The 21,729-nt window shown below is 67.0% G+C and carries 19 protein-coding genes and 2 tRNA genes; 13 read left to right on the plus strand and 8 right to left on the minus strand.

Annotation, left to right across the window (positions count from 1 at the left end; genetic code table 11):
- Positions 1 to 129: 129 nt before the first annotated feature.
- The gene (locus ACZ50Z_RS02835; protein WP_464482182.1) at positions 130 to 990 is read left to right on the plus strand and encodes a DoxX family protein; all 861 of its coding nucleotides are present in this window, start codon (positions 130 to 132) and stop codon (positions 988 to 990) included.
- A 13-nt stretch (positions 991 to 1,003) separates the two neighbouring features.
- Here ACZ50Z_RS02835 and ACZ50Z_RS02840 read toward each other — a convergent pair whose 3' ends face one another.
- The gene (locus tag ACZ50Z_RS02840; protein ID WP_464486065.1) at positions 1,004 to 1,360 is read right to left on the minus strand and encodes a PH domain-containing protein; all 357 of its coding nucleotides are present in this window, start codon (positions 1,358 to 1,360) and stop codon (positions 1,004 to 1,006) included.
- A gap of 406 nt (positions 1,361 to 1,766) precedes the next feature.
- On the opposite strand from ACZ50Z_RS02840, the gene ACZ50Z_RS02845 reads away from it, so the two are divergent.
- From ACZ50Z_RS02845 to ilvC, 3 genes are read left to right on the plus strand one after another with little or no spacing between them, the layout of a single operon-like run.
- Positions 1,767 to 3,569 carry an acetolactate synthase large subunit gene (locus tag ACZ50Z_RS02845; RefSeq protein ID WP_464486066.1) on the plus strand — a complete coding sequence of 601 codons (1,803 nt, stop codon included), beginning with the start codon at positions 1,767 to 1,769 and terminating at the stop codon, positions 3,567 to 3,569.
- On the plus strand, positions 3,569 to 4,075 hold the full coding sequence (gene ilvN / locus ACZ50Z_RS02850; protein WP_008259035.1) for an acetolactate synthase small subunit: 507 nt from the start codon (positions 3,569 to 3,571) through the stop codon (positions 4,073 to 4,075). The genes ACZ50Z_RS02845 and ilvN overlap by 1 nt, the downstream gene beginning before the upstream one ends.
- 33 nt (positions 4,076 to 4,108) lie before the next feature.
- A complete protein-coding gene (gene ilvC, locus ACZ50Z_RS02855; RefSeq protein WP_464486067.1) occupies positions 4,109 to 5,110 on the plus strand; it encodes a ketol-acid reductoisomerase in 1,002 nt (333 codons plus the stop codon).
- Between the two features lie 72 nt (positions 5,111 to 5,182).
- On the opposite strand, the gene wrbA is transcribed toward ilvC, so the two are convergent.
- Together wrbA and ACZ50Z_RS02865 are read right to left on the minus strand one after the other, a co-directional pair.
- Positions 5,183 to 5,782: an NAD(P)H:quinone oxidoreductase gene (gene wrbA, locus ACZ50Z_RS02860; RefSeq protein WP_464482183.1), complete on the minus strand. Its 600-nt coding sequence runs from the start codon at positions 5,780 to 5,782 to the stop codon at positions 5,183 to 5,185.
- Entirely contained in the window at positions 5,779 to 7,206 is a 1,428-nt protein-coding gene (locus tag ACZ50Z_RS02865) for a phytoene desaturase family protein (RefSeq protein WP_464482184.1), read from the minus strand. The genes wrbA and ACZ50Z_RS02865 overlap by 4 nt, the downstream gene beginning before the upstream one ends.
- Positions 7,207 to 7,235: 29 nt before the next feature.
- On the opposite strand from ACZ50Z_RS02865, the gene serA reads away from it, so the two are divergent.
- The gene (gene serA, locus ACZ50Z_RS02870; protein WP_464482185.1) at positions 7,236 to 8,822 is read left to right on the plus strand and encodes a phosphoglycerate dehydrogenase; all 1,587 of its coding nucleotides are present in this window, start codon (positions 7,236 to 7,238) and stop codon (positions 8,820 to 8,822) included.
- A 40-nt stretch (positions 8,823 to 8,862) separates the two neighbouring features.
- Positions 8,863 to 9,873: a 3-isopropylmalate dehydrogenase gene (locus ACZ50Z_RS02875; RefSeq protein ID WP_464482186.1), complete on the plus strand. Its 1,011-nt coding sequence runs from the start codon at positions 8,863 to 8,865 to the stop codon at positions 9,871 to 9,873.
- A gap of 69 nt (positions 9,874 to 9,942) precedes the next feature.
- Here ACZ50Z_RS02875 and ACZ50Z_RS02880 read toward each other — a convergent pair whose 3' ends face one another.
- Entirely contained in the window at positions 9,943 to 11,259 is a 1,317-nt protein-coding gene (locus tag ACZ50Z_RS02880) for an MFS transporter (RefSeq protein ID WP_464482187.1), read from the minus strand.
- A 173-nt stretch (positions 11,260 to 11,432) separates the two neighbouring features.
- On the opposite strand from ACZ50Z_RS02880, the gene ACZ50Z_RS02885 reads away from it, so the two are divergent.
- The 4 genes from ACZ50Z_RS02885 (at position 11,433) to ACZ50Z_RS02900 (ending at position 14,093) form a co-directional block, all read left to right on the plus strand.
- Positions 11,433 to 12,239, plus strand: a complete 807-nt coding sequence (locus ACZ50Z_RS02885; protein WP_464482188.1) for a fumarylacetoacetate hydrolase family protein — start codon at positions 11,433 to 11,435, stop codon at positions 12,237 to 12,239.
- Positions 12,236 to 13,711 (plus strand): glutamate--tRNA ligase, encoded by a 1,476-nt coding sequence (gene gltX, locus ACZ50Z_RS02890; protein ID WP_464482189.1) that lies wholly within the window; start codon positions 12,236 to 12,238, stop codon positions 13,709 to 13,711. Before ACZ50Z_RS02885 ends, gltX begins: the two co-directional genes overlap by 4 nt.
- A gap of 164 nt (positions 13,712 to 13,875) precedes the next feature.
- Positions 13,876 to 13,947 (plus strand) — tRNA-Gln (locus tag ACZ50Z_RS02895).
- 73 nt (positions 13,948 to 14,020) lie between these two features.
- Positions 14,021 to 14,093: transfer RNA gene (locus tag ACZ50Z_RS02900), tRNA-Glu, on the plus strand.
- Positions 14,094 to 14,109: 16 nt separating this feature from the next.
- Here the strand turns inward: ACZ50Z_RS02900 and ACZ50Z_RS02905 are convergent.
- Together ACZ50Z_RS02905 and ACZ50Z_RS02910 are read right to left on the minus strand one after the other, a co-directional pair.
- Positions 14,110 to 14,622 carry a pyridoxamine 5'-phosphate oxidase family protein gene (locus ACZ50Z_RS02905; RefSeq protein WP_464482190.1) on the minus strand — a complete coding sequence of 171 codons (513 nt, stop codon included), beginning with the start codon at positions 14,620 to 14,622 and terminating at the stop codon, positions 14,110 to 14,112.
- Between the two features lie 51 nt (positions 14,623 to 14,673).
- Positions 14,674 to 15,375 carry an IclR family transcriptional regulator gene (locus ACZ50Z_RS02910; RefSeq protein WP_464482191.1) on the minus strand — a complete coding sequence of 234 codons (702 nt, stop codon included), beginning with the start codon at positions 15,373 to 15,375 and terminating at the stop codon, positions 14,674 to 14,676.
- Positions 15,376 to 15,460: 85 nt separating this feature from the next.
- Here ACZ50Z_RS02910 and leuC point away from each other — a divergent pair, with 85 nt between their 5' ends.
- The 3 genes from leuC to ACZ50Z_RS02925 all read left to right on the plus strand — a co-directional run bounded on the left by leuC (position 15,461) and on the right by ACZ50Z_RS02925 (position 18,387).
- Entirely contained in the window at positions 15,461 to 16,903 is a 1,443-nt protein-coding gene (leuC, locus tag ACZ50Z_RS02915) for a 3-isopropylmalate dehydratase large subunit (RefSeq protein WP_464482192.1), read from the plus strand.
- A gap of 26 nt (positions 16,904 to 16,929) precedes the next feature.
- The gene (gene leuD, locus ACZ50Z_RS02920; protein WP_464482193.1) at positions 16,930 to 17,526 is read left to right on the plus strand and encodes a 3-isopropylmalate dehydratase small subunit; all 597 of its coding nucleotides are present in this window, start codon (positions 16,930 to 16,932) and stop codon (positions 17,524 to 17,526) included.
- 210 nt (positions 17,527 to 17,736) lie between these two features.
- Positions 17,737 to 18,387, plus strand: a complete 651-nt coding sequence (locus ACZ50Z_RS02925; RefSeq protein WP_464482194.1) for an HU family DNA-binding protein — start codon at positions 17,737 to 17,739, stop codon at positions 18,385 to 18,387.
- 110 nt (positions 18,388 to 18,497) lie between these two features.
- On the opposite strand, the gene mutT1 is transcribed toward ACZ50Z_RS02925, so the two are convergent.
- Positions 18,498 to 19,445 carry an 8-oxo-(d)GTP phosphatase MutT1 gene (mutT1, locus tag ACZ50Z_RS02930; protein ID WP_464482195.1) on the minus strand — a complete coding sequence of 316 codons (948 nt, stop codon included), beginning with the start codon at positions 19,443 to 19,445 and terminating at the stop codon, positions 18,498 to 18,500.
- 84 nt (positions 19,446 to 19,529) lie between these two features.
- Positions 19,530 to 21,728, minus strand: a complete 2,199-nt coding sequence (locus ACZ50Z_RS02935) for an RNA degradosome polyphosphate kinase (protein WP_464482196.1) — start codon at positions 21,726 to 21,728, stop codon at positions 19,530 to 19,532.
- Position 21,729: the final 1 nt, after the last annotated feature.

A 21,729-nucleotide genomic window follows, 5' to 3' on the forward strand; every position in this document is an offset into this window, starting at 1 on the left:
CCCGCCGGACGGCCCCGGGGGCCAATTTCTCATCCATCCGGGCGTTTTTGGCGGCCAAACCGCCGATTGCCTGGCGAAAGCGCCGCTCAAATCCCCAATTCGGGGCCAACTGCCCTTACCCTGACACCCGTGACCAGTCAACCGAATGACGCAGATTGGCAGCGGCCCGGCGAATCCCCGGAGTCGACCCCGGGGCGCCCGGCCTCGGCGCGCCTGGTCGACCCCGAAGATGATCTGACGCCAGTCGGCTACCCCGGCGACTTCAACCCGTCCACGGGAACCACCACCGTCATCCCCTACGGCGCCGCCGCGGCGATGGCCGGCTCCGGGGCCGCGGGTTACAACCTGCTCGAACAGCAGGAGCCGCTGCCGTATGTGCAGCCGCATTCGGCCGCCCGGCACGCGGCGCCGGACTCCGCCGACATCGACGACGACGAGCACGACGACCGGTTGCATGACGTCGGCCGGCGCGGAACCCAGCATCTGGGTTTGCTGGTGTTGCGGGTCGGGCTGGGCGTGGTGCTCGGCGCCCACGGGCTGCAGAAGCTCTTCGGCTGGTGGGGCGGCTCGGGAGTGACCGGGTTCAGGAACTCACTGTCCGACGTCGGCTACCAGCACGCCGACATCCTCGCCTACGTGAGCGCCGGCGGCGAGATTGTGGCCGGGGTGCTGCTGGTGCTGGGCCTGTTCACGCCAGTGGCGGCCGCCGGCGCGCTCGCTTTCCTGATCAACGGCCTGTTGGCCACCGTCTCGGCGCGGCCGCACACGCACACCTTTTCGTACTTCCTGCCCGAGGGGCACGAATACCAGATCACGCTGATCGCCATGGCCGTCGCCGTCATCCTGTGCGGACCCGGCCGCTACGGTCTCGATGCGCGCCGGGGCTGGGCCCATCGGCCCTTCATCGGGTCCTTCGTCGCACTATTGGTCGGCATCGCCGCCGGCATCGGGGTGTGGGTGGCGCTCAACGGTGTGAACCCGATCGGCTGAACCCGGCCCGCTTTCACTGATACGGGTTGGGGACCCGTCCCGAGCTGGCCGCGGTCAGGTCCGGCAGCGTCGCAAAGGTGACCGCTGGCAAGCGCAGCTCGCCGCCGCTCTTGAGGCGCGCGCGGGCCCAGGAGCCGCGGTGGAAACGCAGCCCGTCGATGTCGTCCCAGCGCACCGTCTGGGTGCCCAGCAGCGTCCGGGTGGTGACGCCGCCGTCGTCGGCAACGGTGCGTAGCCGGATGATCATCGCCGACAGCACTACCGGAATGATCAGCAGCGGCGCCGACGGCGGCCACAGCATCACCGGGATCAGCAATCCCAAGGCCAGAAATCCGACGGCCAGGTGGGCGATGGGGGACACCTTGATCACGAGCGGTGTGCGGGAAGACGAACCGGTAGCCACCCGACCATCATTTCACCCGGGGCGCCCGGAGGATTCCGCGAGCGCTCACGCGGCGGCGTCGCGCCAAACCCGGCTGGTGACGGTGACGGATTTGACTGCTGAGCTGTGCGAAGACTACCGTCGAGCGCTATGGATACCGCCGGAAAGCCCGGGATGCTCGTAGTAATTAGGCGCGTTGGTGCCTGACTTGCCCTTCAGCATTTGAAGCAATCCAGCACCAACGCGCAACCCTCGTGCAGCAGATGAGCTGTCGGGGGTTTTTTGTTGCCCCCGCGAGATTCCCAGAGTGAATAAGGACTGAACGACAGTGAGCGCTCCCACCAGGCGACCCGCCCCCGACACCCCGGGCGCCGCCGATATCGCCACCGACGCGGTGAAGCCGGCCGCGAAGTCTGCCAACGGCAAGCCGAAACGCATTGGGCCCGAGCAACTTACCGGTGCGCAGTCGGTGATCCGTTCGCTGGAGGAACTCGACGTCGAAGTCATCTTCGGCATCCCCGGCGGCGCGGTGCTGCCGGTCTATGACCCACTGTTCGACTCGAAGAAGCTGCGCCACGTGCTGGTCCGCCACGAGCAGGGCGCCGGTCACGCCGCCAGCGGCTACGCGCACGCCACCGGCAAGGTCGGTGTCTGCATGGCGACGTCGGGCCCCGGGGCCACCAACCTGGTCACCGCGCTGGCCGACGCCCAGATGGACTCGATTCCCGTGGTCGCCGTCACCGGCCAGGTCGGGCGCACGCTGATCGGCACCGACGCCTTCCAGGAAGCCGACATCTCGGGCATCACGATGCCGATCACCAAGCACAACTTCCTGGTCCGCTCCGGTAACGAGATCCCGCAGGTGCTCGCCGAGGCCTTCCACATCGCCTCCTCGGGGCGCCCCGGCGCGGTGCTCGTCGATATCCCCAAGGACGTGCTGCAGGGCCAGTGCACCTTCAGCTGGCCGCCGCGCATCGATCTGCCGGGATACAAACCGACCGTCAAGCCGCACAACCGCCAGATCCGGGAGGCCGCGAAGCTGATCGCGGCGGCCCGCAAACCGGTGCTGTACGTGGGCGGCGGCGTCATCCGGGGCGATGCGACCGAGCAGCTGCGCGAGCTCGCCGAGCTGACGGGCATCCCGGTGGTGACCACGCTGATGGCACGCGGCGCGTTCCCGGACAGCCACCGTCAGCACATGGGCATGCCCGGCATGCACGGCACCGTCGCCGCGGTGGCGGCCCTGCAACGCAGCGACCTGCTGATCGCGCTGGGCACCCGCTTCGACGACCGGGTGACCGGGAAGCTGGACACGTTCGCGCCCGAAGCCAAGGTCATCCACGCCGATATCGACCCGGCCGAGATCGGCAAGAACCGCCATGCCGACGTGCCGATCGTCGGCGACGCCAAAGCCGTCATCGCCGAACTGGTCGAGCAGCTCCGCCACGACGGGGTGCCCGGCAAGATCGACATGACCGAGTGGTGGACCTACCTGGACGGGGTTCGGTCCACCTATCCGCTGAGCTACGGGCCGCAGAGCGACGGCAGCCTGGGCCCGGAATACGTCATCGAGAAGCTGGGCCAGATCGCCGGCCCGGATGCCGTGTACGTCGCCGGGGTCGGGCAGCACCAGATGTGGGCGGCCCAGTTCATCTCCTATGAGAACCCGCGCACCTGGCTCAACTCCGGCGGCCTGGGCACCATGGGGTTCGCCATTCCCGCCGCCATGGGCGCCAAGATGGCCCGCCCGGACGCGGAGGTGTGGGCGATCGACGGCGACGGCTGTTTCCAGATGACCAACCAGGAATTGGCCACCTGCGCCATCGAAGGCGTCCCGATCAAGGTGGCGCTGATCAACAACGGCAACCTGGGCATGGTCCGCCAGTGGCAGACGCTGTTCTACCAAGAGCGTTACTCGCAAACGGATCTGGCCACGCATTCGCACCGCATCCCGGACTTCGTGAAGCTGGCTGAGGCGTTGGGCTGTGTCGGGTTGCGTTGCGAGCGTGAGGAAGACGTCGCCGACGTCATCGCCCAGGCCCGGGCGATCAACGACCGCCCGGTGGTGATCGACTTCATCGTCGGCGCGGACGCGCAGGTGTGGCCGATGGTGGCCGCCGGCACCAGCAACGACGAGATTCAAGCGGCCCGCGGGATCCGCCCGCTGTTCGACGACGAGAGCGAAGGGCACGCCTGATGAGTCCGCAAACACACACTCTCTCGGTGCTGGTCGAGGACAAACCCGGTGTGCTCGCCCGCGTTGCCGCGCTGTTCTCGCGGCGCGGCTTCAACATCGAATCACTGGCGGTCGGCGCGACCGAGCAGAAGGACATGTCCCGGATGACCATCGTGGTCTCCGCCGAGGAGACCCCGCTCGAACAGATCACCAAGCAGCTCAACAAGCTGATCAATGTCATCAAGATTGTCGAACTGGACGACGACAACTCGGTGTCGCGGGAGTTGGCGATGATCAAGGTGCGCGCCGACGCCGGCACCCGCAGTCAGGTGATCGAGGCGGTGAACCTGTTCCGCGCCAAGGTGATTGACGTTTCCACCGAGGCACTGACGATCGAGGCGACGGGCGACCGCGGCAAGATCGAGGCGTTGCTGCGGATCCTGGAACCATTCGGTATTCGCGAAATCGTCCAATCGGGAGTGGTGTCGTTGTCCCGCGGTCCGCGCGGAATCGGCACGGCCAAGTAACACACAAGGAGATATTCAACAGTGGCACTAGAAATGTTCTACGACGACGATGCGGACCTGACCATCATCCAGGGCCGCAAGGTCGGGGTGATCGGATACGGCAGCCAAGGGCACGCGCACTCGCTGAGCCTGCGCGACTCCGGCGTGCAGGTGAAGGTGGGCCTGAAGGAGGGTTCGAAGTCGCGCGCCAAGGTCGCCGAGCAGGGCCTGGACGTCGACACCCCAGCCGAGGTCGCCAAGTGGGCCGACGTGATCATGCTGCTGGCGCCCGACACCGCGCAGGCCGACATCTTCAAAAACGACATCGAGCCCAACCTGAAGCCCGGTGACGCTTTGTTTTTCGGTCACGGCCTCAACATCCACTTCGACCTGATCAAGCCGCCGGCCGACGTCACCATCGCGATGGTCGCGCCCAAGGGCCCCGGGCACCTGGTGCGCCGGCAGTTCGTCGACGGCAAGGGTGTGCCCTGCCTGATCGCGGTCGACCAGGACCCGTCGGGCAAGGGTGAGGCTCTCGCCCTGTCCTACGCGAAGGCCATCGGCGGCACCCGCGCCGGCGTCATCAAGACCACCTTCAAGGACGAGACCGAAACCGACCTCTTCGGTGAGCAGGCCGTCTTGTGCGGTGGCACAGAGGAATTGGTGAAGACCGGTTTCGACGTGATGGTCGAGGCGGGCTACCCGCCGGAGATGGCGTACTTCGAGGTGCTGCACGAGCTCAAGCTGATCGTCGACCTGATGTATGAGGGCGGCATCGCCCGGATGAACTACTCGGTGTCGGACACCGCGGAGTTCGGCGGCTACCTGTCGGGGCCGCGCGTCATCGACGCCGGCACCAAGGACCGCATGCGGGAGATCCTGCGCGACATCCAGAACGGCGACTTCGTCAAGAAGCTGGTCGCCAACGTCGAGGGCGGCAACAAGCAACTCGAGCAGCTGCGCAAGGAGAACGCCGAGCACCCCATCGAGGTCACCGGCAAGAAGCTGCGTGACCTGATGAGCTGGGTCGACCGGCCGATCACCGAGACGGCCTAGCACGATCCACCCCGAGCAGACGCAGAATCGCACCAATCGGTGCCTCGGCGTGCGATTCTGCGTCTGCTCGCGCTAGGAACCCAGGCGGCCTGCCGTCTCGACCACCCGGCGGGCGAGGTGTTCGAGGGCCTTCTCGGTGGGCTCGTCGAACTCGTGGATGTTGTCGTGGGTGGTGACCAGGCTGGCCCCGTACGGATTGCCGTCGACGAACTTGCACGGATCCGTGTAGCCCGGGGGCACGATGATGCCGCCGAAATGCATCAGCGTGATGTACAGCGAGAGCAGGGTGGATTCCTGCCCGCCGTGCACGGTGTTCGACGACGTGAAGCCCGCGTACACCTTGTCGGACAGCTTGCCTTGGGCCCACAGCCCGCCCAGCGAGTCGAGGAACGCGCGCAATTGCGCTGCCACCGAGCCGAACCGCGTCGGTGAACCGAAGATCACTGCGTCGGCCCAGACGATGTCGTCACCGGTTGCCGACGGAAGGTCCTTGGTGGCCTCGTAGTTCGCCGTCCAGGCCGGGTTGTGGGCGAAGGAGGCGGGGTCCTGGGTTTCGGCGACGTGGCGCAGGCGCACGTCGGCCCCGGCCGACTCGGCCGTTGCGGCGACGCGCTGCGCCATCGTGGTGCCGTGGCCGGTGGCCGAGTAGTAGATGATCGCGAGTTTGGTCACGGGGCCAGCTTAGGCATGCCGATCCCGAATTCGCGGCGTAACAGCGTGCGTGCGGCGTAGTAGCCGGCCATGCCGTGCACGCCGCCGCCCGGTGGCGTGGCCGCCGAACACAGGTACACCTTGGGAAGCGGTGTGCGCCAGGGGTTTAGCCGCGGGGTCGGACCCGCGATCGCCCGCCACGCCGAATTGCCGCCCATCCCGATGTCGCCGCCCACATAGTTGGCGTTGTGGTCGCACAACCGCGCGGCGGGCACCGCCCGTGCCGCCACCACGACGTCGCGGAATCCGGGCGCGAACCGCTCGACCACCGCGGTCACCGCTTCCGTCGGGTCGACGGTCGACCCCGAGGGCACGTGCGCGTAGCTCCAGAACGGGCGGCATCCTTGCGAGTCGATGCGGCCTGGGTCGGCGATGTGCGGGGAGGCGGCCAACACCATCGGCCACGGGGTGTGCCGGCCCGCGGCGATGTCGGCCTCGGCGCGGGCCATCTGCGCCCGGGTGCCGCCGAGGTGCAGGGTGGGGGCACGCCGTAGCCGCGGGTCCGCCCACGGGATCTCGTCGCTCAACACGAAGTCGACCTTGGCCACCCCGGGCCCAAACGTGTAGCGCCGCAACGCTTTGGCGTAACGCGTCGGCAGCGAGTCGCCGTAGATCCGCAGCAGCGCGGTCGGGGCGGTGTCGAAGGCGACGACTCCGCTCGGTGGCGACGTGACTTCCGTGCCCGCCGTCAGCTCGCCGCCGTGCGCGCGCAGGTCGGCGATCAGCGCGTCGGTGATCGCCTGGCTGCCGCCCACCGGAATCGGCCAGCCCACCGAATGCGCGAGCGTGGCCAGCATCATCCCGGCGCCGGCCGCCGTCAACGACGGCATCCGCGAAATGATATGGGCGGCAACGCCGGTGAACAGCGCGCGGGCGTCTTCGCCGGCCAGCGAGCCCCACGCGGGGGTGCCCTGGGCGAGCATCCGCAGCCCGAGCCGCAGCGCCGACGGCACAGAGTTCGGCACCGACCGTTTGTCGCCCAGCAGCAGGGCCACCACGTCGTCGGAGCGCTCGACCAACGGACCGAGCAGGCGTCGGAAGGAGGCGCCTTTCTCCAATTCGGCGCAGGTGCGATCCAGGTCGCGGTAGGCGATGACGGCCGGGCGGCCCGGCAGCGGGTTGGCGTAGGAAATCTCGGGCACGACCAATTGCACCCCGCGCGCGGGCAGGTCGAACTCCTTGAAGAACGGCGAGGCCAGCGCCAACGGGTGCACCGCCGAGCAGATGTCGTGCAGGACTCCCGCGGAATCCGGGTCGACCGCGGTGCGCGCACCCCCGCCAAACGTCGGTTGAGCTTCGACGACCTGCACTTTCAGGCCGGCCCGGGCACAGATTACGGCGGCGGTCAACCCGTTGGGTCCGCTGCCGACGATGGTGACGTCCACCCGTCAATTACAGCCGATAGGCTGGCCGGGTGAATCTGCCTGTTGTACTCATTGCCGACAAGCTCGCTGAATCAACCGTCGCGGCCCTGGGCGACCAGGTCGAGGTGCGCTGGGTAGACGGCCCCGACCGGGAGAAGCTGCTGGCGGCCGTGCCGGAGGCCGACGCGCTGCTGGTGCGCTCGGCCACCACCGTCGACGCCGAGGTGCTGGCGGCGGCGCCCAAGCTGAAGATCGTCGCCCGCGCCGGCGTCGGCCTGGACAACGTCGACGTGAACGCCGCCACCGAGCGCGGGGTCCTGGTGGTCAACGCCCCGACGTCGAACATTCACAGCGCCGCCGAGCACGCGCTGGCGCTGCTGCTGTCCGCGGCCCGCCAGATCCCGGCGGCCGACGCGTCGCTGCACGAGCACACCTGGAAGCGGTCGTCGTTCTCGGGGACCGAGATTTTCGGCAAGACAGTCGGCGTTGTCGGGCTGGGCAGGATCGGACAGCTGGTTGCCCAGCGACTCAGCGCCTTCGGCACCCACCTGATCGCCTACGACCCCTACGTGTCGCCGGCCCGCGCCGCGCAGCTGGGCATCGAGTTGTTGACGCTGGATGAACTGCTGGGCCGCGCCGACTTCATTTCGGTGCACCTGCCCAAGACGCCCGAAACCGCGGGGCTGATCGGCAAGGATGCGCTGGCGAAGACCAAGCCGGGCGTCATCATCGTCAACGCCGCGCGCGGTGGCCTGGTCGACGAGGCGGCGCTGGCCGACGCGGTGCGCAGCGGCCACGTGCGCGCGGCGGCCCTCGACGTTTTCTCCAAGGAGCCGTGCACCGACAGCCCGCTGTTCGAGCTGGCGCAGGTGGTGGTCACACCCCATCTGGGGGCCTCGACCGAGGAGGCCCAGGACCGGGCCGGCACCGACGTCGCGGCGAGTGTGAAGCTCGCGCTGGCCGGGGAATTCGTTCCCGACGCCGTCAACGTCGGCGGCGGGGTCGTCAACGAAGAGGTGGCGCCGTGGCTGGACCTGGTGCGCAAGCTCGGCGTGCTGGCCGCCACGCTGTCCGACGGACCGCCGGTGTCGCTGTCGGTGCAGGTGCGCGGCGAGCTCGCCTCCGAAGACGTTGAGGTGCTGAAACTTTCGGCCCTGCGGGGGTTGTTCTCGGCCGTCGTCGAGGGGCCGGTGACGTTCGTCAACGCACCCGCGCTGGCCGACGAGCGCGGTATCACCGCCGAAATCGGCACGGCGTCGGAAAGCCCGAACCACCGCAGCGTGGTCGACGTGCGCGCGGTCGCGCACGACGGCTCCGCGGTCAACGTGGCCGGCACCCTGTCCGGGCCGCAGCTGGTGGAGAAGATCGTGCAGATCAACGGCCGCAACTTCGACCTGCGCGCCCGCGGTATCAACCTGGTGATCAACTACGCCGACCAGCCCGGCGCGCTGGGCAAGATCGGCACCCTGCTGGGCTCGGCCGGCGTGAACATCCAAGCCGCGCAACTCTCCGAGGACGCCGAGGGCCCGGGCGCGACGATCCTGCTGCGCCTGGACCGGGACGTGCCCGGCGACGTGCGGTCGGAAATCGGCACGGCCGTCGGCGCCAACAAGCTTGAGGTGGTTGATCTTTCGTGAACTGCGCCGATATCGAACGCAACGGTGAGGAGTGGCGCCGATGAAGCTCGCGGTAATTGAGGGCGACGGTATCGGGCCCGAGGTCGTGTCCGAGGCCATCAAAGTCCTCGATGCGGTGCTGCCCGGGGTGGAGAAGACCAGCTACGACCTCGGTGCGCGCCGTTACCACGCCACCGGAGAGCTATTGCCGGACTCGGCGGTCGACGAGCTGCGCGCGCACGACGCCATCCTGCTCGGCGCCATCGGTGACCCGTCGGTGCCCAGCGGCGTGCTGGAGCGAGGTTTGTTGCTGCGCTTGCGTTTCGAGCTGGATCATCACATCAACTTGCGGCCCGGTCGGCTGTATCCGGGAGTCAACAGCCCCTTGGCCGGCAATCCCGAGATCGACTTCGTGGTGGTGCGCGAGGGGACAGAAGGCCCCTACACCGGCACCGGCGGCGCCATCCGCGTCGGAACGCCCAACGAGGTCGCCACCGAGGTGAGCCAGAACACCGCTTTCGGTGTTCGACGCGTGGTGGCCGACGCATTCGAGCGGGCTCAGCGGCGCCGAAAGCACTTGACACTGGTGCACAAAACCAACGTGCTGACCTTCGCCGGCAGGTTGTGGTCGCGCATCGTGGCCGAGGTCGGCAAGGACTATCCCGACGTCGAGGTGGCGTATCAGCACATCGACGCCGCCACCATCTTCATGGTGACCGATCCCGGTCGCTTCGACGTGATCGTCACCGACAACTTGTTCGGCGACATCATCACCGACCTGTCGGCGGCGGTGTGCGGCGGAATTGGCTTGGCCGCCAGCGGAAATATCGACGGCACCCGGACCAACCCCTCGATGTTCGAGCCTGTGCACGGCAGCGCGCCGGATATCGCCGGGCAGGGCATCGCCGATCCCACGGCCGCGATCATGTCGGTGGCGTTGCTGCTCGCCCATCTCGGTGAGGACGCCGCCGCCCAGCGGGTGGACCGGGCCGTCGAGCAATATCTGGCAGCGCGGGGGAGCGAACGGCTCGCCACGCGCGAAGTGGGCGAACGGATCGCCGCGGGGCTCTAACCTCGGGCGGCCGCGCGCGAGCGCGCCTCCGAGGGCACCACCGGTAGTACGTAGCCCCGTCGGCACGTATTAATAGTTCTCGCCGGATCGTTGCGGCAAACGTCGCTCCGGGTTGTTGGGCAACGTGTGGGAACGAACGGCCCGCCACCACCGAACGCGGCGGACGGTTTGCCGACGGGCTCTGCCTTCCAGGCCGGGTGGCAACAACCGCGTCGGCACCAGGGGCATCGCCGCCAACGGGAACAACGCGCACAACATCCATGCCGGTGGATATTTCGCGGCCGAGATCAACGCGCCGAACAGCGGGGGCCCGGCGGCGGCCATCATGCGCTGGGTGGTGTTCTGGATGCCCAGGGCGCGGCCGCTCCAGTACGGCCCGGCGAATTCGGTGATGGCCGTGGCCTCCAGCCCGTTGTCGAGCACCGAGATCACCGCGACGGCGACCATGAGCCCGGCCTGCCACCGCGAATTCATGTAGTCGGTCCACGCCAGCAGAAGAAGCGTCAACACCGCGACCGCCGCGATGTAGCGCACGGGCCGCATCCGGGAGCCGACCCGATCGGACAGGCGGCCCACGGCGACCCGGCCGAGCGCGCCCAGCAGCTGCGAAAGCGTGACCAACGCGCCGGCGGCCGCCACCGACCAGTGCAGATTCCTGATCAGCCACACCAGCATGAACGTCACCGTCACCGTTTGGGGCATCATCATCAGGCCCGCCACCGCGTGAATCCGCCACAGCGTCAACGACCTTCGGTACGGGCTCGCGAGTTCTTGATGGCTTGCGCTGGCGCGCGGTTTCCGCGGGGGGTCGACGATCCCGATCATGCTCGCGATCGCCCCGACCGTGCACGCCAGCGCGGTGAAGCGCAGGCCGTGCTGCGGTCCGTGTTCGGCGAGTTCGGGAATTATCATCGCGCCCAAGGCGATTCCCAAGGGTTGCGCGGTCTGGCGGATGCCCATGGCCAGGCCGCGCTGGTGCGGCGGAAACCAGGCGGACACCAGTCGCCCGCCCGCTGTGTTGCAACTGGCGGCGGCCATGCCGCCGAGAAACAGATACACGGAGATCAGCACCATCGAATGCGCCGACGCCGCCGCGTAGGCGGCCGCCGCGGTCAGCGCCGAACCCGTGGCCATCACCACCCGTTCGCCCACCCGGTCCAGCACATAACCCCACAGCACCAGCGTCACCACCATGCCCCAGCTGGGCATCGAAGCCAGCAGGGCGGCCTCGTCCAACCGGACTCCGCGCGCTCGCAGCGACGGGATCAAAAATGCGACGCCGTTGATGAAGAGGAACGAACTTGCCGTCGCCAGCAGCGAAACGATCATGATCGACCAGCGCGCGCCCGCGCCGATTTCGGGCGTAGCGGTCGAGTCGGTCTGCATTCCCCATGCTTGCATACCGTCGGGATATTTCGCGTCAGGACTTGTGCCGTACCTGGTCATTGACGGCCCGCCACGCCCGGCTTCGCCGCGCTCGCGACCGTCACTGGGTCGGATTGTGACGGCCCGCCACGCCGGGCTTCGCCGCGCTCGCGACCGTCACTAGGCTCAACCGAATGCGCCTTGGTCGAATCGCCAGCCCCGACGGTGTCGCCTTCGTCAGTATCGAAGGCGAACTCGACGATCCCTCCGAAATGATCGCCCGCGAGATCGCCGAGCATCCATTCGGCACGCCGAACTTCACCGGCAGGTCATGGCCGCTGGCCGACGTCCGGCTGCTGGCCCCGATACTCGCGAGCAAGGTGGTCTGCGTCGGCAAGAACTACACCGATCACATCGCCGAGATGACAGACATGACCGGACCCGCGCCGGCCGAGCCGGTGATATTCCTCAAGCCGAACACCGCCATCGTCGGGCCCAACGTGCCGATTCGCCTGCCGGCCAACGCATCACCGGTGCACTTCGAGGGCGAGCTGGCCGTGGTCATCGGCCGGCCCTGCAAGGACGTCTCGGCCGCCCAGGCAGCGGAGAACATCCTCGGCTACACCATCGGCAACGACGTGTCGGCGCGCGATCAACAAAAAGCCGACGGCCAATGGACGAGAGCCAAAGGCCACGACACCTTTTGCCCGGTCGGGCCGTGGATCGTCACCGACCTCAAGCCGCTGGACCCCGGCGATCTCGAATTGCGCACCGAGGTCAACGGCGAGGTCAAGCAACACAGCCGCACGTCGCTGCTGATCCACGACATCGGCTCCATCGTCGAGTGGATTTCGGCGGTGATGACCTTGCTGCCCGGTGACATCATCCTCACCGGGACTCCCGCCGGCGTCGGCCCCATCGAGGATGGCGACACCGTCTCCATCACCGTCGAGGGCATCGGCACCCTCACCAATCCCGTGCTCCGCAAAGGAAAATCGTGACCGCACCCGCGAATGCGCACCCAGTCCGGGTCCGATTCTGCCCGTCGCCCACCGGCACCCCGCACGTCGGAATGGTCCGCACGGCGCTGTTCAACTGGGCCTACGCCCGACACACCGGGGGCACTTTCGTCTTTCGCATCGAGGACACCGACGCCCAACGCGACAGTGAGGAAAGCTATCTGGCGCTGCTGGACGCGCTGCGCTGGCTCGGCCTGGACTGGGACGAGGGCCCCGAAGTGGGCGGCCCGTACGGCCCCTACCGCCAATCGTTGCGCAGCGAGATCTACCGCGACGTAGTGGCCAAGCTGGTCGAAGCGGGCGAGGCCTACTACGCCTTCTCGACGCCCGAGGAGGTCGAGGCGCGTCATATCGCCGCGGGCCGTAATCCCAAGCTCGGCTACGACAATTTCGACCGGCAGCTGACCGACTCGCAGCGCGCCGCCTTCCTCGCCGAGGGCCGTCAGCCGGTGGTGCGGCTGCGGATGCCCGACGACGATCTCGGCTGGGACGACCTGGTGCGCGGAACCACCACCTTCGCGGCCGGCTCCGTGCCCGACTTCGCGCTGACCCGCGCGAACGGAGATCCGTTGTACACCTTGGTCAACCCGTGTGACGACGCGCTGATGAAGATCACGCACGTGCTGCGCGGCGAGGACCTGCTGCCCTCCACACCGCGCCAGCTCGCGCTGTATCAGGCGCTGATCCGGATCGGCGTCGCCGAGCGCACCCCGCAGTTCGCCCACCTGCCAACGGTATTGGGGGAGGGCACCAAAAAGCTGTCCAAGCGCGACCCGCAGTCGAACCTGTTCGCCCACCGTGACCGCGGCTTCATTCCCGAAGGACTGCTCAATTACCTGGCGCTGCTGGGCTGGGCCATCGCCGACGACCACGACGTGTTCAGTCTTGACGAGATGGTGGCCGCGTTCGACGTCGTCGACGTCAACTCCAATCCGGCCCGCTTCGACCAGAAGAAGGCCGACGCGCTCAATGCCGAGCACATTCGGATGCTGACCGTCGGGGACTTCACCACAAGGCTGCGCGAATATTTCGGCGTCCACGGTCATCGCCTCGAGCTCGACGACGCAAGCTTCGCCACGGCCGCCGACCTGGTGCAGACCCGGATCGTGGTGCTCGGTGACGCCTGGGACCTGTTGAAGTTCCTCAACGACGACGAGTACGCGATCGAGCCCAAGGCCGCCGCTAAAGAGCTGGGACCGGAGGCGGCCGCGGTGCTCGACGCCGCGCTGGCCGCGCTGGAGTGCGTCGCGGAATGGACGACGTCCCGGCTCGAGGAGGCCCTCAAGGCGGCGCTCATCGACGAGCTGGGCCTCAAACCCCGCAAGGCGTTTGGTCCGATCCGGGTGGGCGCCACCGGGACGACGGTCAGCCCGCCGTTGTTCGAGTCGCTGGAGCTGCTCGGCCGCGACCGCAGCCTGCAGCGGCTGCGCGCCGCGCGTGCGACGATCGGTTAGGAGAGACCCAGACCACGCGTGCGGACTGCCCCGCGAGACTTTGGTAGTCTGCACTGCGGTTCACGGTGCGGTTTACCAAGGCCGACAACGACTGGCAGCGGCGGGTCCCCAAAGAGCTTGTACGGGCTCATAATCGACGCTGACCAGCAGTTTTAGGCAGCCAATGGGGTATGGTGTAATTGGCAACACAGCTGATTCTGGTTCAGCCATTCTAGGTTCGAGTCCTGGTACCCCAGCAAAATTTTCGCCCGCTCAAGCGATTAGGTGGGCTTCGCGCGGTGAGCTATGCTGACTGCTCGGATCGTTTCTGGCCCCGTCGTCTAGCGGCCTAGGACGCCGCCCTCTCACGGCGGTAGCGTGGGTTCGAATCCCATCGGGGCTACAAACTAAGACCGCAATTACTGGTCCGTCCCCAGGACGGCCGGCGCGGTCGATCCACCCACCGGCATGTGTGCCAGGCCCAGTTTGCGGTGGTCCCACGAACGGGCCCGGCGGGCCACAATGCGAACACAGACCCGCTTGTTCATCATCTGCTCGACGAACGGCTTCATGTCGTCGGTGTAGGGACCGGTGTAGCGCTCCCACACACTGACTCCCACCCGGTGTGAGACGTTCGGGTCGTCCACGATCTCCGCGACCCCTTCGAAGGACACCCCGCGCAGCGTGTCGTAGGTGTGGCCGTCCTCGATGAGGAAGCTCACCCGCGGGTCCCGCTTGAGGTTGATGGCCTTCTGCGACTTGGCCTTGGTCTCCAGCCAGATCTCGCCGTCGACCACGGCGTACCACATGGCGGTCAGATGAGGCTGGCCGTCGATGCCGATGGTGGCCAGCGTCCCGGTGCGGCACTTGACCACGAAATCGGCGATCTCGTCTTCCGACATGACGATGCTCGCGCGCTGATTGGTTCCCATGCCGGTCAGTCTGACAGGCCCGCTGCGTCTGCTCGCGGGAGGACTCGAGAACTAAAGCCGGCGGGCCAGCGCATCGGCGGCGGACAGCAGATCGGCGGCCCAACGCGCGCCCGGGCGCCGGCCGATCCGATCGATGGGGCCCGACACCGAAATGGCCGCGACGACGGCGCCGCGGCCGTCGCGCACCGGCGCGGACACGCTGGCCACCCCCGGCTCACGCTCGGCCACACTTTGCGCCCAGCCACGCCGGCGCACTTCGGCCAGCGTTCGTTCGGTGAATTTCGCGGTCGCCAGCACCGCCTTCTGGGTGGCCGCGTCGCTATGGGCCAGTAGCACTTTGGCGCCCGACCCCGCCGTCATGGGCAGCCGCGCCCCCACCGGAACCGTATCGCGAAGGCCCGCAGCGGGTTCCAGGGCGGCCACGCAGACCCGGTCGGTGCCCTCACGCCGGTACAGCTGCACGCTTTCGCCGGTGGTCTCGCGCAACAGGGGCAGCACCGCGCTGCTGGCGGCCAGCAGCGGATCGTTGACGTGAGCGGCGAGTTCGGTGACGGCCGGGCCGAGCCGCCAGCGCCCTTCGTCGTCGCGTCCCAGCAGGCGATGGACTTCCAGGGCCGCCGCGAGCCGATAAGCCGTGGCCCGGGGCAGTGCGGTCCGCTCACACAGTTCGGCTAGTCCGCAGGGGGATTGGGCGACGGTGTGCAGGACACCCACGGCTTTGTCCAGGACGCCGATACCGCTATGCTGTCTCACAAGAAGATACTAGCGTCTCGCATTCTGAGATCACAGCCCGAATGATCAGCGAGCCGCGGATGAAGCGAATTGAGGCGAGTTCGATATGGGGATCGACACGGGGACGGCCACCAGGCCGCGCACTCTGGCCGAAAAAGTCTGGGACGACCACGTTGTGGTCTCCGGGAGCGCCTCGGGACAGGCGACCGCACCCGACTTGATCTACATCGACCTACACCTGGTGCACGAGGTCACCAGCCCGCAGGCTTTCGACGGCCTGCGCCTGGCCGGCCGGCCGGTGCGGCGCCCCGATTTGACGCTGGCCACCGAGGATCACAACGTTCCGACCATCGAAATCGACAAGCCGATCGCCGACCCGGTGTCACGCACACAGGTCGAGACATTGCGGCGAAATTGTGCCGAATTCGGTGTGCGGCTATATCCGATGGGCAACCTCGAGCAGGGCATCGTCCATGTCGTCGGGCCGCAGCTGGGCCTCACCCAGCCGGGAATGACGATTGTCTGTGGGGACAGTCACACCTCGACGCACGGCGCATTCGGCGCGCTGGCCATGGGAATTGGCACCTCGGAGGTCGAGCACGTGCTGGCGACTCAGACGTTGCCGCTGCGGCCGTTCAAGACGATGGCGGTCAATGTCGACGGAAAACTCCCGCCGGGCGTGACATCCAAGGACATCATCCTCGCGCTGATCGCCAAGATCGGCACCGGCGGCGGGCAGGGCCATGTCATCGAATACCGCGGCAGCGCCATCGAATCGCTGTCGATGGAAGGCCGGATGACCGTCTGCAACATGAGCATCGAAGCCGGCGCCCGGGCGGGGATGGTGGCTCCCGACGACACCACCTACGAGTTCCTGCGTGACCGCCCGCACGCCCCGAAGGGGCCGCAATGGGATGCGGCCATGCACTATTGGCAGCAGCTGCACACCGACCCGGGCGCCGAATTCGACACCGAGGTCTATCTCGATGCGGAGTCGCTGAGCCCGTTCGTGACGTGGGGCACAAATCCCGGCCAGGGGGTGCCGCTGTCCGCCGCCGTGCCCGATCCCGAACTGATGACCGACGACGGCGAGCGCCAGGCCGCTGAGAAAGCGTTGGCATACATGGACCTTCGACCGGGTACGCCGATGCGTGACGTCGCCGTCGACGCGGTCTTCGTGGGCTCTTGTACCAACGGTCGTATCGAAGATCTGCGGGTCGTGGCCGACATTCTGCGCGGGCGCGCCGTCGCGCCGGGGGTGCGGATGCTCGTCGTGCCGGGATCGATGCGGGTGCGCGCGCAGGCCGAAGCCGAAGGGCTGGGCGAGGTTTTCACCGCCGCCGGTGCCGAATGGCGGCAGGCGGGGTGCTCAATGTGCCTGGGGATGAATCCCGACCAGTTGGCGCCGGGCGAGCGGTGCGCGGCCACCTCCAACCGCAACTTCGAAGGGCGCCAGGGTAAAGGCGGCCGCACGCATTTGGTGTCGCCGGCCGTTGCCGCGGCGACAGCGGTTCGCGGCACATTGTCCGCTCCGGCCGATTTGAGCTGACGTATTCGACGTCTGAAGGGATGAGCATGGAAGCTTTTCACACCCACACCGGTATCGGTGTGCCGCTGCGGCGCTCCAACGTCGACACCGACCAGATCATTCCGGCGGTGTATTTGAAGCGTGTAACCCGAACCGGTTTCGAGGACGGCTTGTTCGCGAGCTGGCGGTCGGATCCGTCATTCGTGCTTAACCTCAGCCCCTTTGACCGGGGGTCAGTCTTGGTCGCAGGACCCGATTTCGGGACGGGTTCGTCGCGCGAGCACGCGGTGTGGGCGCTGATGGACTACGGGTTCCGAGTGGTCATCTCGTCTCGATTCGGTGACATTTTCCGGGGCAATGCCGGCAAGGCGGGGCTGCTGGCGGCCGAAGTTTCTCAGGACGGGGTGGAGCTGCTCTGGAAGCTGATCGAGCAGAGCCCCGGCTTGGAAATCACTGCCAATCTTCAAGATCGAAATATCACCGCGGGAACGACGGTGCTGCCGTTCAAGATTGACGACCACACCGCCTGGCGGCTACTCGAAGGTCTTGACGATATAGCCCTTACGCTGCGGAAACTCAAAGAAATCGAGTCTTTCGAGGCGACCTATCCGGACTGGAAACCGCGCACTGTGCCCACCTCTTGAACCGTCGGCCGGAGCCGAATTTCTGCTCGATCGGCTAACTAAACCGGGCCGATTTTAAGGACCTCCACCGGTCAAGGGCGGCAACCGGATTGCGAAAACGCCGTAGGCCTTGCCGTGAAATTGCGCGTGGCTCTTGGAAATTTGCTGGGTGAGGGTTTACCGTGTCCACTAGTCGGTTCAAATCGAGGACCACTAGTGTCGGAGGGATTGATGAATAAGGCAGAGCTCATTGATGTGCTCACACAGAAATTGAACACGGACCGTCGGCAGGCGACCGCAGCGGTCGAGAACGTTGTCGACACCATTGTGCGTGCGGTACACAAGGGCGACAGCGTCACGATTACCGGGTTCGGTGTGTTCGAACAGCGGCGCCGCGCAGCGCGCGTGGCTCGCAACCCGCGTACCGGTGAGACGGTGAAGGTGAAGCCGACTTCCGTCCCCGCGTTCCGTCCCGGTGCCCAATTCAAAGCGGTTGTGTCTGGCGCACAGCGTCTCCCGTCGGACGGCCCGGCCGTCAAGCGCGGCGTGGTAGGTGGCACGGGCGCGGCCAAGAAGACCGCCGCCAAGAAGGCCCCCGCCAAGAAGGCTGCGGCCAAGAAGGCTCCGGCCAAGAAGGCTGCGGCCAAGAAAGCTCCGGCCAAGAAGGCCGCAGTGAAGAAGGCTCCGGCCAAGAAGGCGGCAGTGAAGAAGGCTCCGGCCCGCAAGGCCGCGACCAAGGCTCCCGCCAAGAAGGCTGCGGCCAAGAAAGCTCCGGCCAAGAAGGCCGCGGCGAAGAAGGCTCCGGCCCGCAAGGCCGCGAGCAAGTCCACTGCCCGCAAGGCTCCGGCCAAGAAGGCGACCGCGCGTCGCGGCCGCCGGTAGGCAGAGCACGTTCTAGACACGAATACCCTTCGGCGGCAGCGGTGCCCCGGAGGGTATTCGTGTGCTGGCGGCGGCCGCCGCCATCGAACGAGCGGTGGGGCGTCGCCAAACTAGGCGCGCACGTTGGCGGCCAGCGCACCGCCGATGTGGTCGGCGGCCACGAGTCGTCCGCCCGACATCGACAGCACCCAGGTGCTGCCTTTGTGATTGCGCGATTTGTCCGGACGCACGCCATCGCGGGCACACCACCACGCGATCAGGTCGGGAATCACCTTGCCCTGCGTGCAGACAACCGGCGTGCCGTGCTCGTCGGCGATGTCCAGCATCCGGTGCCGCCCGCGTTTGGCGTTCTTGGCGTAAGCCTCTTCGGTGAGCGTCGGCTCGTTGTGCACTGCCGAGCCGAGATGCTCGGCGAGTGGGTCCACGGTCTGATGGCAGCGGGCCCGGTCGGCCGCATAGACGCGTGAGGCGCCGAACGCCAGCAGCTGCGGAACCAGTGCCTTGGCTTGCGCACGTCCACGTTTGTCCAGCGGCCGCTTGGTGTCATCGCCGGAGAAACGCGATTTGCGCCCCGCGGTGGCGTGCCGGACCACCAGCACGGTGTGGGTGTCTGCGGGCTTTTTGTTGAAGTGGCGCAACACTTTTCGGTCTTGGGCGTAGTCGAGTTTCTGCATGGCCTCGGCCGCCGGTAACCAGAGCAACCGGTCGACCTCATCGCCGGGAACGAATTCGCCGCCGACGGCACGCGCCGACCAGTAGAAGACTTTTTTGACGCCCGCCTCGATGGGATAGCTCACCGCGTTGAGCCGCCTGCCGAGCACGGCGCGTTGGCCGGTCTCCTCGTACACCTCGCGCACCGCCGCCACGGGCGCGGACTCGCCGGGGTCCACCTTGCCTTTGGGCAGTGACCAGTCGTCATAGCGGGGCCGGTGGATGACAGCGATCTCGATATCGTCGTCGGCGGTGTCGGCATCGCCCGGCCGCCACAGGACCGCTCCGGCGGCATGGACGATTCGGCTTCCAGAGCGCCGAGCGTGAGACGAGTTCGGGGGCGGCACCTCAACTCCTGCAGGTCAATTCGGTCAGAGTCGCACGTTCAATCACGCTGCGGCCCGGAAACAACCGGAAATCACCGCACAGGTCTAGGGACTGCGATGCCGCTCCATCAACGATACTTGGTGGTCGCGCACCGTATGGCCCTCTTGCGGCGACGCGGTCCACTGCCCGTCGGGCCCGAGTTCCCAGCAGCGCGTGGAGGGATCCAGCGCGGACTCGAACAACTCATCCAGTTGGGCGGTGAGCTTGGGATCCTTGACCTGAGTCATCACTTCCACGCGCCGATCGAGGTTGCGGTGCATCATGTCGGCGCTGCCGATCCAGAATTCATTGATGTTGCGGAAGTGGATGATCCGCGAGTGTTCCAGGAAGCGGCCGAGAATGGAGCGCACGAAGATGTTTTCGGAGTAGCCGTCGGCGCCCGGGCGCAACGCGCAGATGCCGCGCACCACCACCTCGACGCGCACGCCCGCCTGCGACGCCCGGTACAGCGCGTCGATGACCTGCTCGTCGACCAGCGCGTTCATCTTCAGACGGATGCGGCCGCTCCCGCGTTCGCGGTGCGCCGCGATCTCGCGTTCGACCCGTTCGATGATGCCGGCGCGGATTCCGTGCGGCGCCACCAGCAGATTGCGGTAGGAGACCTTGCGCGAGTATCCGGTAAGCGAATTGAACAGATCGGTGAGGTCGGCACCGATGTCGGGGGCCGCGGTCAGCAGTCCGACATCCTCATAGAGACGGGCTGTCTTGCTGTTGTAGTTGCCGGTTCCGATGTGGCAGTACCGCCGGATCGCCGAACCTTCGCGGCGCACCACCAAGCAGGTCTTGCAGTGTGTCTTGAGCCCGACGAGCCCGTAAACCACATGCACGCCCGCTTGTTCGAGTGCGCGCGCCCAGCGGATGTTGGCCTGCTCGTCGAAGCGCGCCTTGATCTCGACGAGCGCCACGGCCTGCTTTCCGGCCTCGGCGGCTTCGATCAGCGCGCGAACGATCGGCGAATCACCGGAGGTGCGATACAGCGTCTGTTTGATCGCCAGCACGTTGGGGTCGGCGGCGGCCTGCTGGATGAATCGCTGCACGCTGGTGGAGAAGGAGTCATACGGGTGGTGCACCAGTACGTCGCCCTCGCGCAGCGTCGCGAAGATGCTCTTGGGAGATTCGCGGTCGGCGAAGGCGGGATGCGTGTCGGGAACGAACGCCGGGTCCTTGAGCGCCGGGCGATCGAGATCGTAGATCTGCCACAGCGACGAAAGATCGAGCAGGCCGGGGACTTCAATGACGTCACCGGGATGCACGTCGAGTTCGCGCAACAGCAATTCCAGCATGCCCTCGGTCATGTCGTCGGCGATCTCGAGTCGCACCGGCGGACCGAACCGCCGGCGCGCCAATTCCCGTTCGAGGGCCTGCAGCAGATCTTCGTCGCGGTCTTCTTCAACCTCCATGTCGGCGTTGCGGGTGATACGGAAGGCGTGGTGTTCCACGATTTCCATGCCGGGAAACAGAAGAGGAAGGAAGGCGGCGATCAGTTCTTCCAGTGGCAGATAACGCACGATGGCCCGGGCTTCGCCCGCGGCGCTGTCCCGGCCCGACTTGGGCGCGGCGAGTTCGACGAAGCGATCGACGTTGTTGGGCACCTTGACTCGGGCGAAGTGCTGGCCGCCGTCCTCGGGCTGGCGCACCATGACTGCCAGGTTCAGGCTCAGCCCGCTGACGAACGGGAACGGGTGCGCGGGGTCGACGGCCAGCGGCGTCAGGACGGGAAAGACCTGCTCGGTGAAATAGGTCGAGAGTTCGTCGCGCTCGGCCTGATCGAGATCGGCCCACGTGACGATGTGGATACCTTCCTCGGCGAGCGCCGGGCGCACCGAATCGAGGAACACCCGCGCGTGCCGGGTGGCGATCCGCTGGGTCTGTTCCCCGATGAAGGCCAGCTGCTTGCGCGGCGTCAAACCGTCGGCCGAACGCACCGAGAGGCCCATCTCGTCGCGGCGCTTGAGCCCGGCGACCCGCACCATGTAGAACTCGTCGAGGTTGGAGGCGAAGATCGCCAGGAACTTGGCCCGTTCCAACAGCGGCAACGAATTGTCGTCGGCCAGCGCCAGCACGCGGGCGTTGAAGTCCAGCCAGCTCAGTTCCCGGTTGAGGTACCGGTCCTCCGGCAGATCGGTCATCGCGGTGGGGGTCGCAGCCGGGGGCGCCGCGACGGCCGAGTCGCCTGAATGCCACAAATTCTCGTCGGGTCGCGCCTCAGCTTCGATTTCAGTCACCCTGCGATCATCGCTCATT

This window comes from Mycobacterium sp. NTMscope_MAC_269, from assembly GCF_976985695.1.